Raw genomic sequence first — 16,084 nt, forward strand, 5'->3', positions numbered from 1 at the left:
TTCGCTCCGCGCCAGTACTCGTCCATCCTAGACTGCAAAGGTTTTCTATCACGCTGAAAAGAAGACAAAGGGCTAAAATAAAGTTCATTTTAGCCTTTTGTGATTCATATTTATTTCACGATCAGTACAGGTATATCTGATTTGGACGATAACTTTTCACTCACACTGCCAAAGAGCATTTTTTTCAATCTGCTTTGGTCACGTGCTCCCATGACGATGAGGTCTGCTGAAATCTTTTCAGCGTATTCGATAATCGCTTCTGCAGGCTCCCCTTCAACAATTTCAATCGCAGCTTCAAACTGCTCTTCATTTAACAGCATTCTTGCTTCTGCAACGACCTCTTCTGTATGATCTTCAAAAATCAAGGGACTTTGCTGTTCATCATGAGGTACATACACAGGGGGTGTTTGAAGGTCTGCCATGCCGCCTCCGATATAAGCGCCGCCAGTCATTGGGCGAGGTGCATCAAACACCTGTCTGCTGGATTTCCCATCATGAGCGTAGGCAACGGTCAGCTTGGCATTCAACGTTTTGGCTAAAGCGATTGCCTTCTTTAATGCTTTCTTACTGTCTTCATGTCCATCAAACGCAACGACCATCCGATCAGCTTGAAACAATGTCCTCATTCCTTTCAAAAGGAGTCTATACGTTCATGGTATACCCGTTATGAGAAAAAGATACACATGAAAACGATTGTGTTTTTGTTAGAAAATTTCATTTATTGAAAAATATTTATTGACAAAATGGTGACAGCCACTATAAGATAAAAAAAGATTCAAGAGCCAAAAGGAGGAAATGTCATGTGCAACATCATTGGAAGAATGAAATCAAACTGCATGAATGGGTTGATTCACGTGACAATTACACCTTCATTGGTCATTGAAAAGGGACTCGTATGTTCCAATTGATCGGATGAATCAAGGCGTATGTTGCGTATTTGTCAACATGCGCCTTTTTATCATGTATAAAAGAGGCGTACCAGTCAGCTGGTTGCCTCTTTTTTTGTTGTATACATTTCGTATCTCGAAATAACGGAATGCATCAACAACTAAATGAAGAGGAGTGAAAGCATGTGAACATGCCAAAGGCAAGACAAATGACAAAAGTTCAAAAAACGAAACAAGGTGACAATCAGGAAAATATAGAAAGCGGCTAGCTTTAAAAGGAGAGACAAACATGTTTTCAGTATTTGTGAAATTAGGCTGGTTCTTTAAACAAGAGTGGAGGCGCTATACAATCGCCATTACGCTGCTGCTCATTGTGAATGTGCTTGAAATGCTGCCACCGAGGTATCTAGGTCAAGCAGTTGATGACATTCGGTCTGGTCAATTTACAACATCCAGTATCTTATTTTACGTAACCATTTTTTGCTTACTTGGTGTCAGTGTCTATGCGCTCACCTACTTTTGGATGTATCAGTTATTTGGCGGCGCGAATGTCATGGAGCGTGTGATGCGCGGAAAATTAATGCGCCACTTACTTAAGATGACACCCACCTTTTATGAAAAGAAAAAAACCGGAAATCTAATGGCGCTAGGTACAAATGATTTGAATGCTGTGGCTTTAACAACAGGCTTTGGCGTTTTAACATTAGTCGATTCCACTGCTTACATGCTGATGATCTTTTTTACAATGGGGCTGACGATCAGCTGGAAATTAACTTTAATGGCCATTATTCCGATGCCGCTGATGGCGATTTTGATAGCGTTTTATGGCAGTAAAATTCATGAACGCTTTACAGTTGCTCAAGATGCATTTGGTGATATGAATGATCGTGTATTAGAATCAGTTGCCGGCGTTCGGGTGATTCGGTCTTTTGTGCAGGAAAAACAAGATGTGAATCGCTTTCGAGAAATGACAGATGATGTTTTTCAAAAAAATATGAGAGTAGCGATCATTGATTCATTGTTTGAGCCGACGGTGAAATTGCTTGTGGGGATCAGTTATTTAATCGGTATCGGTTACGGCGCATATCTTGTGTTCCAAAGTGATTTAACCATTGGTGAGCTTGTCGCATTTAACGTCTATCTGGGGATGATGATCTGGCCAATGTTTGCCATTGGTGAATTGATTAATATCATGCAAAGAGGAAATGCCTCATTAGACCGGTTGAATCATACTCTCAGTTATCAACCGGATGTAACTGACGCAGCTAAGCCAAAAAGATTACAAGAGCCTGGCGATATTCAATTTGAACATGTGACATTTAGGTATCCAACTTCCTCTAAAGATAATCTAACGGATGTCTCCTTTACTGTACGAAAAGGGCAAACGATTGGTATTACAGGAAAAACGGGAAGTGGAAAAACAACGATTGTCAAACAGCTTCTTCGTCAGTATCCGACAGGTGATGGGAAGATCTTGCTTTCAGGTGTTCCAATTGAGGACATTGAATTGGATCAACTGTTCCAATGGATTGGCTATGTTCCGCAAGATCATGTCCTTTTCTCAAAAAGTGTAGAAGAGAATATGCGTTTCGGTCATAGAGACGCGAGAGAAGCTGAATTAGCACAAGCGATTAAAGATGCTTACTTTGAAAAGGATTTACGCCTTTTACCAGAAGGCTTGGAAACCATGGTTGGAGAAAAGGGAGTGGCGCTGTCAGGAGGACAGAAGCAGCGGATTTCCATTGCACGTGCTTTATTAATTGACCCAGACATTTTGATTTTGGATGACTCGTTATCTGCAGTTGATGCAAAAACAGAAACGGCTATTTTAGAGAATTTAAGACAAAATCGTCATGGAAAAACGACATTTATTACAACCCACCGTCTATCAGCTGTAGAGCATGCGGATCTCATTCTTGTCATGGAAGAAGGACGTATTGTTCAAAAGGGAACCCATCAAGCGCTTATTCAGCAAGATGGATGGTATAAAGAGCAATTTCTGCGTCAGCAGCTGACAAATCAGCTGGAAGGAGGGGCTGAGGCATGACAACAGGGAGAAGACTTCTTGCCTATGCACTCCTGTATAAAAAAGTATTGTCTGTTGCTTTGATCTTTCTGATCATTGCAGTTGGTGCTGAGTTGACAGGACCTTTCATTGGGAAAAAAATGATTGATGATCATATTTTAGGTGTAGAAAAACCTTATGTTGAGGTAAATGAAAAAACAGATAAAACGGTTTATTACCAGGGAAATAACTATATAAGAAGTGACCGGCTACAGAATCAAAATGAAGCTGGAAAGCAAATCAATGTCGTGCAAGTCGGATTTGGGTACTATTTTGTGAATGAAAAGATTCGATTTGACGGGAGCCGGACAATAGAAGGGGATCAGCTCACCATTGAAAATGGGAGCGAGCGTGAGACGTATCAGGTACAGCGTTTATCCAAAGAGGAAATCTTTGCTTTTTATCAGCCGGAAATCAGTGGTTTGGTACAGCTTGTTCTATTTTATTTTGGGATGCTCGTCATTGCGATTTTCTTTCAATATGGGCAACACTATTTACTCCAGCGTATTGCAAATCGCATTATTCAAAAAATGCGAGTGGACGTATTTGAACATATTCAAACGCTTCCGATTCGGTATTTTGATAATTTACCGGCTGGAAAGGTTGTCGCGCGGATTACGAATGACACAGAAACCATTCGTGATTTATATGTTACAGTACTAGCGAATTTCGTCACAAGTGCCATTTACATGATTGGTATTTATACCGCCATGTTTTTATTAAATGTGAAGCTGGCGCTCATTTGTTTAGTGGCTGTTCCGATTATTTTCCTATGGTCGATGACTTACCGAAAGTTTGCGTCGGTTTACAATCACCGCATTCGTTCCATCATTAGTGAAATTAATGCCAAGCTAAATGAAGCCATTCAAGGAATGACGATTATTCAAGCATTTCGACATGAACAAGCAACGAAAGAAGAATTTGATGAGCTGAATAACAATCACTTTCGATATCAGCGAAAGATGCTTCATCTAAATTCACTGCTTTCACATAACTTGGTGAATCTGCTTCGGAACTTAGCGTATGTCGCACTCATTTGGTATTTTGGCGGCGCGTCCTTAAGTGCGACGGGCATTGTGTCGATTGGGGTGCTCTATGCATTTGTCGATTATTTAAATCGTTTGTTCCAGCCGATTACAGGCATTGTGAATCAATTCTCTAGATTAGAATTAGCCAGGGTTTCATCTGAACGGGTCTTTCGATTATTAGATGAGCCAGGTACTGAAGTGGAGGAACCAATTCAGAAGAAACTAGAGGGACACGTCCAATTTCAGGATGTTACCTTTGCGTATAATGAAGGGAAAAATGTATTAAAAAACATCACCTTTGAGGCGAAAAAAGGTCAGACGGTGGCACTCGTTGGACATACCGGTTCTGGGAAAAGTTCGATCATGAATTTGCTGCTACGTTTTTATGATATTCAGCATGGGGACATCCTCATTGATGGAGAAAGCATCTATGATCAGTCGCGCCAAACGCTGCGTAAGCAAATGGGCATTGTACTACAAGATCCTTATTTGTTCTCTGGAACGATTGCGTCCAATGTCAGTTTAGGAAATGAAGACATTAAAAGAGAAACGATTGAAACATCGTTAAAGCAAGTGGGCGCAGCAGAACTATTAAAGCATTTGCCTGAAGGTTTTGATGAACCAGTTGTTGAAAAGGGGAGTACTCTTTCCTCTGGGGAGCGTCAATTGATTTCATTTGCCCGTGCACTGGCATACGATCCAGCGATCTTAATTCTAGATGAAGCGACGGCTAACATTGATACAGAAACAGAAGCCATCATTCAACGGGCACTAGATGTCGTCAAAGAAGGACGAACCACTTTTGTCATTGCACACCGATTATCTACTATTAAGAAAGCTGACATGATTTTGGTGTTAGAAAAGGGTGAGATTGTCGAGCGCGGCAGCCACGAAGAGCTCATGGAGCAAGGCGGACTGTATGCGCAAATGTACGAATTACAAAAGGGAGCTGTGACGAGCAGCTGATAGGATAAGCAGCAAAAGCCTCTTTCAATTTGAAAGAGGCTTTTTCATGGCAATGAAAAAAGTCGAGGCTTTATGATATGATCTCGACTTTTACTGGTTGTATATCATTTACACGAACTAAATGGTCAATAAGCGATACCAACACGTTGATGCACAAATTCTTTTGAGTTTAACTGCTGATACAAAAAGTGTGCGGTATCTTCAACTGAGATTTTCTGTCCATCTATAGGGAGAAAATTCTTTTCATAGCGATATGACCGTGTCACTTCTCCATCTGGTAAATAGGTTGGGCAAATGATTGTCCAATCTAGTTCAGTTGATTGAAGAATTTCAAATGCTTTGGCATGTTCTTTAGCAGCTCGGGAAGTGGTTCGCTTTGATTCATTTGTTTCAAAGCGGTAAAGCTCAGGCTGCTGCCTTGCTTTCAAAATCCCTGCAGTACCAATCGTTATAATTCTTGATGTTCCTGTTTGCTTCATGGCTTGTACGATATGCTCCATTGAAACAGATAAAGTATCATCACCATCTGTTGATAGACAGCTCACGACAATATCTGATCCTTTAATTGTTTCAAGCACATCCTCTTGATTTCTGGAATTGCCGGTGACTTGAAACATACCCGCAAGCATTTCTTCCCGGTTTGTCCGAATTAACGAGCGAACCATGTAACGATCATCTTCTTTTACGAAACGAAGAAATGCTTGTCCTACACGTCCATGAGCACCGAAAAGAGCTATTTTCATCTGATCGATCCCTCCACTACATACTATAAGTGAAAAGAACTTAAAATGGTACAGTTTTATGTCATGCTTTTTTTATAAAGATGAAAGGACCGAATACTATGAGCATATTCACATAATAGAGAGAGACCGACAAATTGTAGAAGTTCAAAATTCACACCTGAAATAATGTCCATGAAGATCCGCTCCTTTCTAATACATCATATGAATTCAAAAGGAATCGGTGAGGGATAAAACCAAAAAAAGAAGACACCATAAGAGGTGCCTTCTATGATCCAGATATGAAATTAAGCTTTTGTTCCGCCAAGGTTTTGCTGAGCGTAAGATACAAGACGTTTCGTGATTTCTCCACCAACTGAACCGTTAGCACGAGCTGTTGTTTCTGCTCCAAGGTTTACACCAAACTCAGAAGCGATTTCGTATTTCATTTGATCGATTGCTTGCGCTGCTCCAGGAACTAGTAATTGATTTGAACTATTAGAATTTGCCATGATGTGAATCTCCTTTTTATATAAGATTTTTTTGGTTGGGTTTGCTGGAGTTGCACCAGCGAAATGACCAAGTCATTTGCCACTTGGCGAAACCCAATGCGGTAACTGCTTTGTACTAAATATTATGGTTCGCAACGAAAAAAACATACGGAAAAAGAACATGGTAAATGTTGTTTTCATATACAAAAAACCACCACCCAATGGTGATGGTTTGTGGAACGTCTTCTTATTCAGCTGAGCGGATGCGCAGCTCAGTCTCTGTATCAAAGAAGTGCGCTTTATTCATATCAATGGCAAGAGGGATCGTCTGACCTGCCTGAATATCTGTGCGAGAATCAACACGTGCAATAAACGTTTGACCAGCGAGAGAAGAATAAAGCATCGTTTCGGCTCCCATTAATTCAGCCACTTCAACGTTTGCTTCAATTTTTGTTCCTTCAGAAGCCTCTATAAACACAGGCTCATCATGGAAATCTTCTGGTCTGATGCCTAGAATCACATCTTTTCCAATATAGCCCTGACTGCGTAATACTTTCATTTTTCCTTCTGGTACACGAATGTGCGTATTCCCAATGGCAATGGCTCCGTCAGACAGTTTTCCTGTAAAAAAGTTCATCGCTGGAGAGCCAATAAATCCTCCTACAAAGACATTCTCTGGGTTTTCATACACATCCTTTGGTGCGCCAACCTGCTGAATAAAGCCATCTTTCATGACAACAAGCCGAGTAGCCATTGTCATGGCTTCTGTTTGATCGTGTGTGACATAGATGAATGTCGTCTGCAGCCGCTGATGAAGTTTAGAAATTTCGGCACGCATCTGAACACGAAGTTTAGCATCTAAATTAGAGAGAGGTTCATCCAAAAGAAAGACTTTTGCATCGCGTACAATGGCCCTTCCAAGTGCAACACGCTGTCTTTGACCTCCAGACAATGCCTTAGGTTTTCGATCTAAGTATTGTTCAAGCCCTAATATTTTTGCAGCGTTTCGTACCCGCTCATCAATTTCTGCTTTAGGAAATTTTCGAAGCTTTAATCCAAAAGCCATATTATCGTACACATTCATATGAGGATATAAGGCATAGTTTTGGAAAACCATCGCAATATCCCGATCTTTTGGTGCCACATCATTCATTCGCTTGCCGTCTAATAGAAAATCTCCTTGTGAAATTTCTTCAAGGCCTGCAATCATGCGGAGGGTTGTTGATTTTCCGCACCCAGATGGACCAACAAACACAATAAATTCTTTATCCTCAATATGTAGATTAAAGTTATCTACTGCTGTTACTTTGTTATCGTACACTTTATAAATTTGATTCAGCATCATTTCAGCCATAGGTGGTAGCCTCCCAGTCCTTTTTTTGAAAGCGCTTTACTTATAAAAGAAGTGTATAAAAAGGAAGGGGGTCTGTAAATGGACAACGTGCACAACATCTTATTTTCATTTTTAGGCAAGGTGCTCATGAAAGGATCATTTAAGAAAGATCAAGAAGATTCATCATGAAATAAGCCGCAGACGCTTCTTGAAAATGCCGTATATCTAGTCCTGTCCGTTCAATAAATTTATCAATCCGATACTGAAGGCTGTTTCGATGAACATATAACGCTTTTGCTGCCTGCGATGCATTTAAATTACACTGCATATAGGTCGTGAGAGTCCGGTAAACGTCCCGATCAAAGATTGTTTCTATAAATGCATCTGAAATAGCGGCAGAAACCATGTCTGTATCATGGCGAATGAAAGCAGGTAGACATTGATAAAATGTTGCAACCCCTGACCTAAGTTTTCCTTGCTTCAGATGCCATAAAAAGAGCTGATGTTCATTTAATAATCTCATTTTTAAATTTCCATTCGGCAAATGCAGCTGTCCTTGCATGAAGACAACGTCTGTTAAAAAATCACTTGTGATGGCTTGAGACAAATCATGTAGCTGTTCAAGTTGACCATTTTCTGATGTAGCGTTTGTTTGAATGAGCATAGCTGTTTCAGTGCCTGTCCATATGAAATGAATATGTTCGAGGCTGCTGTTCACAGCCTCTTTTATTTGCTGCCTTTGTTCTGCTTGGTGATCCATTTTGAAAAAATGAACACGGACGGATTGATCGATGGTGATTGATTTGTTTTCAAAGAGATAGCTGTACCATTTCTGTTCTTCTTCCGTTTCCTGCGTATGAGGTACATCAATTGGTGTGAGGAATGAATTGAGAAGAAGCGTTTCCCTTTCTGTTAGCTCCGTTTTGTTTACTCCGAAAATTTCGCCTTCGTCTGTTTGATACCAGAGAATTTGTTTATCATTTGTTGGTGAACTGATGATATGGTGTCCGTAAACAAGTTTTAGTTTTTCTAACATGGCGAGGCTCCTTAAACAGTTTAATCATACACATGGAATAGCATTAATTCGTGGATTTCTTCTTTTAAGGTTGGTTCAACTTCATGAGGCGGAAGCTGAGAGCCCCATTCAATATCACCCGTTTTGTGATAAATGCCTTCATAGTGTGAACCATTATGAAAAAAGGATATTTTCCAGCCAGGTAATTGCGCTTTTTTAAAGAGAGGTTTCCATTGAAAATGAGAAATCATATCATCATTGCCTCCTTGCTTTTATTGATGAAACAATAAATACACACGACAATACGGAAACAACCTTGAACTTGGTTTTATTGTATCTCATCTGATGAAAAGAGCATAGGGAAAGCACAGATTTCAGAGACATGAAAAGAAAACATCAGTAGGCGTTTGCATGGTCTATAGGAGTAAGAGCCATTTGTGTTAGGTAAGATGCGTATTCAACGATTCTTTTCCCAATCAGCCATTCTGAGTTTTTCAATGGTGCATGCAGAAAAATCTCGCGGCCTGGACGAGAATTGGCTTCAAACATCCAGATAGCACCTAAGTGATCAATACCTAAGTCAAAACCAATTTCCCCAATCAGACCGGGCATTTTTTCATCTATCACACGACTAAGTGCGAGGGCAGTATCAGAGAGCTCTTGCAAAACCTTCAAACGTTTCTCTGCATCAGGAAAGATATCATATAGTGTTTTTACTGAACCACCATGCAGTTGATGGGTTGTGACTGTGTGATCTCCTGAAATTTTTCCAGCAGCGGCTGTAACAGTCCAATGACCATACTTATTTTTATTCGTATGAATTCTAAAATCCAGTGGTTGATTGTCTATTTGAAGAAGCTCAATGCCTTGTTGTGCAATCAAGTCGTGAATTGCACAATCTTCCCGCAGTTTTTTCACGAAATGGTCTACGGAATGATATGAAGTGGATTTCCCTTTATTTGAGCAGACAGTGACCCCGTTTTCCGTCTTCTTTAACTGATAAATCCCGTCTCCGTGACTGCCGTTTGTTGGTTTTAAATAAATGACATGATGCATATGAAGGAGTGTTTCTATTTTAATTAAAGCATCAACAGGATCTAATCGTATAGAATGTGGTAAGAAAGAGCTTGTTTTTTCATCTGTTAATAGCTGTTCATGAATGTCCCATTTATTAAAAAAATCAGGGTTGAACCAAGGGATATCGTAGTCTTGAGTGAGTTTTCGTTTTGTTTCTTGAATGAATGCCGACTGAGCAGCCTTTCTATTAGGCAGCCGGTCATAAACAACGGATGGGAGGGGCATCTGCTTTTTTACCCAGCGCTCCTCTTGGTAAAGCAAACCTTCTACTATTCCTTTATCCCAATCGATAGAATGAGTACCAAAAAGATATGCAAAACCAGCATGCTGCCTGCAAGATTGCAGCAATTTCATAAAATAGGAAGATCTTGCGCCTAAAGGTGCTGTATTTTGTTCGAATCCTGCAGTGAAAATGCCGATGAGAGGTCCTATATAGAGTGTATGTTGAACTAATATGACATCAGCTTTCGTTTTGTATGGAATGAATAAAGCGCGATAAAGGTCTTCTGATAATAAAATCATTTGAGATTGATGATGATAGGAAATGGCGAAATCATCTACTAAACAAGAACCTAAAGCAATAGATAAAATTGCCTCCTGCTCTTTAAACTGAGCAGGGAGATATACTGTTTTTTCACTTGCTGAATGAGGAGCGATGATGTAGCGTTTTCTCTTCATAAGGAACCTCCTTTTCTTCAGCCATCATCGATTTGGCATGTTCAAGTATGGTCTGAATCAATTGATTCTCCCTCTCAGGGTAAGCTTTTAAAAAAGAGGATCGTCCTGGCTTTGATCTTACATTTGAGATGAAAAGTCTGCCTTCATTTGTATGAAGCAAGTCTATAGCGAATTCAATACACGGTGAGAAAGTTTTGTCTATAAACGCTGGAAGAGATGATTGAATGGAGGCAATATCATCTAACAACAGCTCCTTGATGTGTGGCTTTAATGAGTTTAAATAGTGATCAAAGGCTACCACATGAATGGAATTTTGTGTATTGCTTAAAAGGCTGTTTTCTACTGATGGTTTTGTATGAATCCCCATGCTATTCCATTGATTTTGTGAATTTTTTATAAGAAAAATCCTAATTTCATTGAATATAACGTCTTTTTGATCATTCGTGTTAAAAAATTGAAGGAAAGATCGGCCGATATACTTTTTGCACCAGCGTTCAACCTCTGCTGAATGTGAAAAGGTGATGATTTGCTTAGCGTTTAGCTGCACAGTAATGAGTGATTTGTCTTTTAAAGAAATGAAGCAAGAGGGTGCTGCGTGCTGTTGAGAAAGCGGCTGTATTTTACAATATCCGCCCTTTCTGACCAAGTTGAGCAGGTCTGAAGGCTCTGTCAATAGAGAGCAGACAGGTAAGTATGGTTGTAAAGAAGGGAGGAGACGGAGCTGCTCGAATAGCCGCATTTTATTTGAAATTCCAGTATTCAAAAAAACGGTTTTTGGATACTTTTTTAACCAATTCATGATAGGTTTTGCTTTTTTAGATTGTGCGTCATGCTGATAAAGACAACGATCATAAATCAAGTCAGGAATCTGAAATTCTGACGCTTCAAATCCTTTGCCAGTCTTAAATTTTTGACCGTGAATGACATTTGAAGCAGGCTTTAAATCTAGAGGTGAAAAACGAACAACTTCTAAATCAAAAGAAGAGGCTGCTTTGGCAAGCTGATGTGTGAATGCTTCTTCATGCTTCGGAGAAAGAGTGACAATGCCGAGCGTTGACGTCATGAAACAACACCTACTTTTCAAATTCTTTTTTTAACATCTGAAAAACACTTTTTGTTGATTTTACATAAACTTGGCGTTCCTATATCATTACGACAGATCGTTGTCTCATATGTCATATTGAATGCTTCATTTGCTTGGACTCTTGACAACAACTATAATACGTATAGATTAAAACAATAAACTTCAGGTGTTGTTTGAAAGGTAGATGACGACTTTGGATATATTCACAACGTTTATCTTTATGATTGTGATAGGTGCAGTGATAGGGGCAGCAACAAACCATCTCGCGATTAAAATGCTTTTTCGTCCGTATAAGCCATATTATTTATTTGGGAAGCAGCTCCCATTTACACCGGGTCTCATTCCTAAAAGAAGAGATGAAGTAGCCAAGCAGGTTGGCGTCATGGTGATGGAGCATTTACTAACGCCAGAGGGCATTAAAAAACGATTTGAATCATCAGAGGCAAAGCAAGAGATATTGAGGACAGTGCACCGATATATTGATAAAGGTGCTGATATGGAAATGACGGTTTTCTCCATGTTAGAAAAATACGGTTTTTCACAGGCTGACGTTAAAGCTGACGCAAGGCTTCATCAGTGGACTGATCATAAGCTCCACTCACTGCTTGAAAAGTATGATCAGCAAACATTGTCTGAGCTGTTGCCACAGGATGTAGAAAATAAGCTTGCATCAAAAATTCCAGATGCCGCAGATTATATTTTAAAGAGAGGCATTCATTATTTTGAAAGTGATGAGGGAAAAGCAAGACTCGGTCATATGATAGATGATTTCTTAAAAGAACGAGGAATGCTTGGCAGTATGGTCCAAATGTTTTTAGGGAATTCAAGCTTAATTGATCGCGTGCATCCTGAAATGATGAAGTTCTTAAAGAATGCAGAGACAAAAAGGTTTTTATCAGATTTACTTGTTCAAGAATGGGACAAGGTAAAGCAATTTTCTTTACATGAGCTTGATGAAAAATGGAATGTGAAGGAGCTTCTATTTAGTGTGAAAAAGCAATTGCTTTCACATTTTTCTACAAAGGTGCTGTTAGATAGACCAGTAGGAGTTTACATCAGTGCAGTAGCGGATGATCTTAAGACCAAATTTGCTCCATCTCTCATCGATAAAGGGATTGAAGCCGCATCTAATGCGCTTGAGGGAGTGCTCGCAAAGCTCCAATTTGAAGAAATTATTCGTGAACAAATTGAACTTTTCCCGCTTGAAAAAATGGAAGAGCTTGTGATCAGCATATCTAATAAGGAGCTGAAGATGATCACATTTTTAGGCGGTCTTTTAGGTGGATTGATCGGTGCTGTCCAAGCGATTTTTGTCACCTTATTCTAAGGCGAGATCAAGAAATTTCGATGAATTTATTGTATATATGTGAAACGAAAGCCATAGTTTGTTATAGTGGAGTGGTGTCCGCCGATCCATATCGGTGATAACGGATAGAAAGGAGACATAACATGTCTGTAAATCTTTATGATGTTGCATATGACCTTGAAAAAGCACTGCGTCATAGCGAAGAATATTCAGCGTTAAGAAATCTTTATGATGAGGTAAACGGGGATGAATCCTCTAAAAGAATGTTTGAGAACTTCCGTGACATTCAAGTAAACCTTCAACAAAAACAAATGACTGGTCAAGAGATTACACAAGAAGAAGTAGAGCAAGCGCAAAAAACGGTTGCACTTGTGCAGCAGCACGATAAAATCTCTCAGTTGATGGAAGCAGAACAACGCGTAAGTGTTCTCATCGGTGAATTAAATAAAATTATCATGAAGCCTCTTGAAGAGCTTTATGGAAATACTGAAGAAAATTAATTGAAAGGGCGATCATATTCGCCCTTTTTTTCATTCATATCGCCGCTTGTATATCTTTAAAAAAAGGGTTGTCGAAGCTCGTAAATTCTGCGATAATACTTATTGAAAGTGCTTTCAAAAAGCGCTATCGTGATGAATTGGGTGCGTTCCACTTTGGATTTACGGCGATGAGCCAAATGAGAGAGAAGCGCTTCTGGGAGAAAAGCAAAGCATAAGGGGATATGATATAAGCAATGCTTTGGTGTGTGAAAGATGAGGGGATCATGGGGAGCTTCATCACGCCATTGTTACGCATCCAAACCATACATAAAAAAAAGCCTAGGGGTAGGCTTTTTTTATTTGCGATTGTGTCATAAAACAAGGGCTGCTTCAACTGCATGTTCTAAAGCGCTAAGCTAGGGCATATCCTCATCGTAAGTACAGTCATCAAGAAGGGGGATGCCTCAGTGTCAAAAAAGCTACTTGCACTCAATATAGATGGAACGTTGCTTCGTTCCAATGGGAAAATCCATTCCGCTACAAAAGAAGCTGTGGAATATGTTAAGAAAAAAGGGGTTTACGTGACGATTGTCACCAACCGTCATTTTCGATCTGCACAAAAAATTGCCAAGGCGTTGAAAATACCAACTTCAACTCTTGTGACGCATAGTGGTGCATTTATCGCTGATAAGCTTGATGAGCCGCTCCATGTGAAGAAATTAACGGAAGAGAAAACATTTAATCTTGTGCAGATCCTTGAAAGCTTTGATTGTAATGTTCGCTTGTTACATGAAAAATTCTCAATCGGCAATCGGAAAAAAACACAGTCTCAACTGATGGGAAAAACGTTGATTCATCCGTCTGATCCCATTTTCTATCCCGTTCAATTTGTTGAATCATTAAGTGATATGCTCATGGATGAACCGGTTAGCACACCTGTCATTGAAGTGTATTCGACGGCAGCACTTCAGCCTGAAATCCACACAACCATTCAACAAGCATTCCCATCTGTTGATCTGATTAAGATCAGTGATGAGAAAATGAACATTGTATGCAAAGGGGTATCGAAAGAAGCAGGACTTTCTCTTTTAACCTCAGCACTAGGTTTTACATTAGAAGATACGGTCGTGATCGGTCACGGGACAGACGACATCCCGATGCTTGAGTTAGCTGGCTTAGGCGTTGCGATGGGGAATGCACCTCATTCGGTCAAACGTAAAGCCGATTGGGTGACACGTTCTCATGATGAACAGGGTGTTGCTTATATGATCAAAGAATACTTTAGAATGCAGCAAAGGGAAGGTTTTTTACATCAATTTGATATTAAACGATAATATAGTGAAGGCCCTGTCTATTAAGAAATGGCAGGGCCTTCGTCTGTTCTCTTCATTGCTTTTCCTAGATGAATTTTGTAAAATGAAACAAGTTTGAAGATAAAGGTGATACGATGCGAATTTTAGTTAAAGGGCTGTCTAATGAACGATTTCATCGACCGCTTGTCAATATAGCCAATTTATTCGAAGAAGATAGTGAAGTGCTGTTTGATTCAGGTGAAGCAAACGATGGTCTGGTTATGGTGTTTGATTGGAAAGAAACCCATGGTAGGGTGGAGGCTTCTGGCCATATTGCTGGATCAGATATGACGAGTTGTTTTACAAGAGAGATGCCGGAGGGCTTGAATGAAAAAGAGCGATGGAAGCAAATCAAAAACACTGTGCTGTCTGTTTATTTACATCTGCTTCAGGAATATACAGGAATGACGCAAAAATGGGGGATTCTAACGGGGATACGCCCTACGAAATTACTTCATAAGATGCTAAGAGAAGGCATGACAAAGGAAGAAGCACATGCAGCGTTAAAGCGCGATTACTTGATTCATGATGAAAAGATCAATTTGATGCAGGAAATTGTTGATCGTCAAATCAAAGCCATTCCAGATCTGTACGATCTGCAGGAGGAAGTGAGTATTTATATCGGTATTCCTTTCTGTCCAACAAAATGTGCTTATTGCACGTTCCCTGCTTATGCCATTCAAGGACAAGCTGGAAGAGTAGGAACGTTTCTTTTTGGGCTGCATTATGAGATGCAAAAAATGGGCGAATGGTTAAAGGAACATGGGATTAAAGTGACGACTGTTTATTTTGGCGGAGGTACTCCAACGAGTATTACAGCAGAAGAAATGGATTTGCTGTATGAGGAGATGTATCGCTCTTTTCCAGATGTGAAACATATTCGGGAAGTCACTGTAGAAGCGGGACGACCTGATACGATTTCACCTGATAAGCTGGAGGTGCTCAACCGTTATCATATTGACCGGATTAGTATCAATCCGCAATCATATGAGAATGAAACATTGAAAGCGATTGGCCGGCACCATAGTGTGGAAGAAACGATTGAAAAGTATCATTTATCAAGGCAGTTTGGCATGAATAATATTAACATGGACTTAATCATTGGGCTGCCAGGAGAAGGGCTAAAGGAATTCCAACATTCCTTGCAGCAAACAGAAGAACTGAAGCCTGAATCTTTAACGGTGCATACCCTTTCCTTTAAGAGAGCGTCTGAAATGACCCGCAATAAGGAAAAGTATCAAGTGGCAGACCGTGAAGAGATCACACGTATGATGGATGAAGCGGTTGCTTGGACAAAGGCACATGACTATCATCCGTACTATTTATACAGACAAAAAAACATTTTGGGGAATCTCGAAAATGTCGGGTATTCGTTAGATGGACAGGAAAGTTTGTATAATATTATCATTATGGAAGAGGTGCAGACGATCATTGGCATTGGATGCGGCGCTGCGAGTAAATTCATTGATCCGCGAACCGGAAAAATTACGCAGTATGCCAATCCAAAAGATCCAAAGTCTTATAATGATCGTTATGAGCACTATACGGAAGAGAAGATTCAGTTTCTTGAGTCATTATTTGTTTCTCACATGTAAACACTGCGG

Annotated in this window: 14 protein-coding genes; 6 read left to right on the forward strand and 8 right to left on the reverse strand. The window is 39.9% G+C overall.

Annotated features, from left to right (window positions below):
• Positions 1-110 precede the first annotated feature (110 nt).
• Positions 111-617, reverse strand: coding sequence for a universal stress protein (locus NSQ70_RS04905; RefSeq protein ID WP_017360333.1), 507 nt, complete (start codon positions 615-617; stop codon positions 111-113).
• Between the two features lie 559 nt (positions 618-1,176).
• Here NSQ70_RS04905 and NSQ70_RS04910 point away from each other — a divergent pair.
• Together NSQ70_RS04910 and NSQ70_RS04915 are read left to right on the forward strand one after the other, a co-directional pair.
• The gene (locus tag NSQ70_RS04910; RefSeq protein WP_138278345.1) at positions 1,177-2,934 is read left to right on the forward strand and encodes an ABC transporter transmembrane domain-containing protein; all 1,758 of its coding nucleotides are present in this window, start codon (positions 1,177-1,179) and stop codon (positions 2,932-2,934) included.
• Positions 2,931-4,946 (forward strand): ABC transporter ATP-binding protein, encoded by a 2,016-nt coding sequence (locus NSQ70_RS04915; RefSeq protein WP_138278347.1) that lies wholly within the window; start codon positions 2,931-2,933, stop codon positions 4,944-4,946. The genes NSQ70_RS04910 and NSQ70_RS04915 overlap by 4 nt, the downstream gene beginning before the upstream one ends.
• Before the next feature lie 125 nt (positions 4,947-5,071).
• On the opposite strand, the gene NSQ70_RS04920 is transcribed toward NSQ70_RS04915, so the two are convergent.
• From NSQ70_RS04920 to NSQ70_RS04950, 7 genes are all read right to left on the reverse strand, one after another.
• Positions 5,072-5,689, reverse strand: a complete 618-nt coding sequence (locus NSQ70_RS04920) for an NAD(P)H-binding protein (RefSeq protein ID WP_047946616.1) — start codon at positions 5,687-5,689, stop codon at positions 5,072-5,074.
• A gap of 284 nt (positions 5,690-5,973) precedes the next feature.
• Positions 5,974-6,177, reverse strand: a complete 204-nt coding sequence (locus tag NSQ70_RS04925) for an alpha/beta-type small acid-soluble spore protein (RefSeq protein WP_008348940.1) — start codon at positions 6,175-6,177, stop codon at positions 5,974-5,976.
• A 226-nt stretch (positions 6,178-6,403) separates the two neighbouring features.
• Entirely contained in the window at positions 6,404-7,510 is a 1,107-nt protein-coding gene (gene ugpC, locus NSQ70_RS04930) for a sn-glycerol-3-phosphate ABC transporter ATP-binding protein UgpC (RefSeq protein WP_024719977.1), read from the reverse strand.
• 139 nt (positions 7,511-7,649) lie between these two features.
• On the reverse strand, positions 7,650-8,525 hold the full coding sequence (locus NSQ70_RS04935; protein WP_047946615.1) for a helix-turn-helix domain-containing protein: 876 nt from the start codon (positions 8,523-8,525) through the stop codon (positions 7,650-7,652).
• A 20-nt stretch (positions 8,526-8,545) separates the two neighbouring features.
• Positions 8,546-8,755: a YheE family protein gene (locus NSQ70_RS04940; RefSeq protein WP_008348933.1), complete on the reverse strand. Its 210-nt coding sequence runs from the start codon at positions 8,753-8,755 to the stop codon at positions 8,546-8,548.
• A gap of 145 nt (positions 8,756-8,900) precedes the next feature.
• Positions 8,901-10,259 carry a YheC/YheD family protein gene (locus NSQ70_RS04945; RefSeq protein WP_327861845.1) on the reverse strand — a complete coding sequence of 453 codons (1,359 nt, stop codon included), beginning with the start codon at positions 10,257-10,259 and terminating at the stop codon, positions 8,901-8,903.
• Positions 10,216-11,322, reverse strand: a complete 1,107-nt coding sequence (locus NSQ70_RS04950; RefSeq protein ID WP_025207026.1) for a YheC/YheD family protein — start codon at positions 11,320-11,322, stop codon at positions 10,216-10,218. Before NSQ70_RS04950 ends, NSQ70_RS04945 begins: the two co-directional genes overlap by 44 nt.
• Before the next feature lie 214 nt (positions 11,323-11,536).
• Between NSQ70_RS04950 and NSQ70_RS04955 the strand changes: the two genes are divergently transcribed.
• The 4 genes from NSQ70_RS04955 (at position 11,537) to NSQ70_RS04970 (ending at position 16,075) form a co-directional block, all read left to right on the forward strand.
• Entirely contained in the window at positions 11,537-12,670 is a 1,134-nt protein-coding gene (locus tag NSQ70_RS04955; protein WP_327861843.1) for a DUF445 family protein, read from the forward strand.
• 122 nt (positions 12,671-12,792) lie between these two features.
• The gene (locus tag NSQ70_RS04960; protein WP_008348927.1) at positions 12,793-13,149 is read left to right on the forward strand and encodes a YlbF family regulator; all 357 of its coding nucleotides are present in this window, start codon (positions 12,793-12,795) and stop codon (positions 13,147-13,149) included.
• Between the two features lie 446 nt (positions 13,150-13,595).
• Positions 13,596-14,462: a Cof-type HAD-IIB family hydrolase gene (locus NSQ70_RS04965; RefSeq protein ID WP_008348923.1), complete on the forward strand. Its 867-nt coding sequence runs from the start codon at positions 13,596-13,598 to the stop codon at positions 14,460-14,462.
• A gap of 113 nt (positions 14,463-14,575) precedes the next feature.
• Positions 14,576-16,075 (forward strand): coproporphyrinogen III oxidase, encoded by a 1,500-nt coding sequence (locus NSQ70_RS04970; protein ID WP_327861842.1) that lies wholly within the window; start codon positions 14,576-14,578, stop codon positions 16,073-16,075.
• The last annotated feature ends 9 nt before the right edge of the window (positions 16,076-16,084 follow it).

It is taken from the genome of Bacillus sp. FSL R5-0397, from assembly GCF_038593395.1.
Taxonomy (GTDB): Bacteria; Bacillota; Bacilli; order Bacillales; family Bacillaceae; genus Bacillus; species Bacillus altitudinis.

Excerpts from the sequence above, each read along its gene's own strand:
- NSQ70_RS04925 (WP_008348940.1), bottom strand. The coding sequence starts at position 6,177 with ATGGCAAATTCTAATAGTTCAAATCAATTACTAGTTCCTGGAGCAGCG.
- NSQ70_RS04935 (WP_047946615.1), bottom strand. The coding sequence starts at position 8,525 with ATGTTAGAAAAACTAAAACTTGTTTACGGACACCATATCATCAGTTCA.
- NSQ70_RS04940 (WP_008348933.1), bottom strand. The coding sequence starts at position 8,755 with ATGATTTCTCATTTTCAATGGAAACCTCTCTTTAAAAAAGCGCAATTA.
- NSQ70_RS04910 (WP_138278345.1), top strand. The coding sequence starts at position 1,177 with ATGTTTTCAGTATTTGTGAAATTAGGCTGGTTCTTTAAACAAGAGTGG.
- NSQ70_RS04970 (WP_327861842.1), top strand. The coding sequence starts at position 14,576 with ATGCGAATTTTAGTTAAAGGGCTGTCTAATGAACGATTTCATCGACCG.
- NSQ70_RS04945 (WP_327861845.1), bottom strand. The coding sequence starts at position 10,259 with ATGAAGAGAAAACGCTACATCATCGCTCCTCATTCAGCAAGTGAAAAA.
- NSQ70_RS04920 (WP_047946616.1), bottom strand. The coding sequence starts at position 5,689 with ATGAAAATAGCTCTTTTCGGTGCTCATGGACGTGTAGGACAAGCATTT.
- ugpC (WP_024719977.1), bottom strand. The coding sequence starts at position 7,510 with ATGGCTGAAATGATGCTGAATCAAATTTATAAAGTGTACGATAACAAA.
- NSQ70_RS04915 (WP_138278347.1), top strand. The coding sequence starts at position 2,931 with ATGACAACAGGGAGAAGACTTCTTGCCTATGCACTCCTGTATAAAAAA.
- NSQ70_RS04960 (WP_008348927.1), top strand. The coding sequence starts at position 12,793 with ATGTCTGTAAATCTTTATGATGTTGCATATGACCTTGAAAAAGCACTG.
- NSQ70_RS04950 (WP_025207026.1), bottom strand. The coding sequence starts at position 11,322 with ATGACGTCAACGCTCGGCATTGTCACTCTTTCTCCGAAGCATGAAGAA.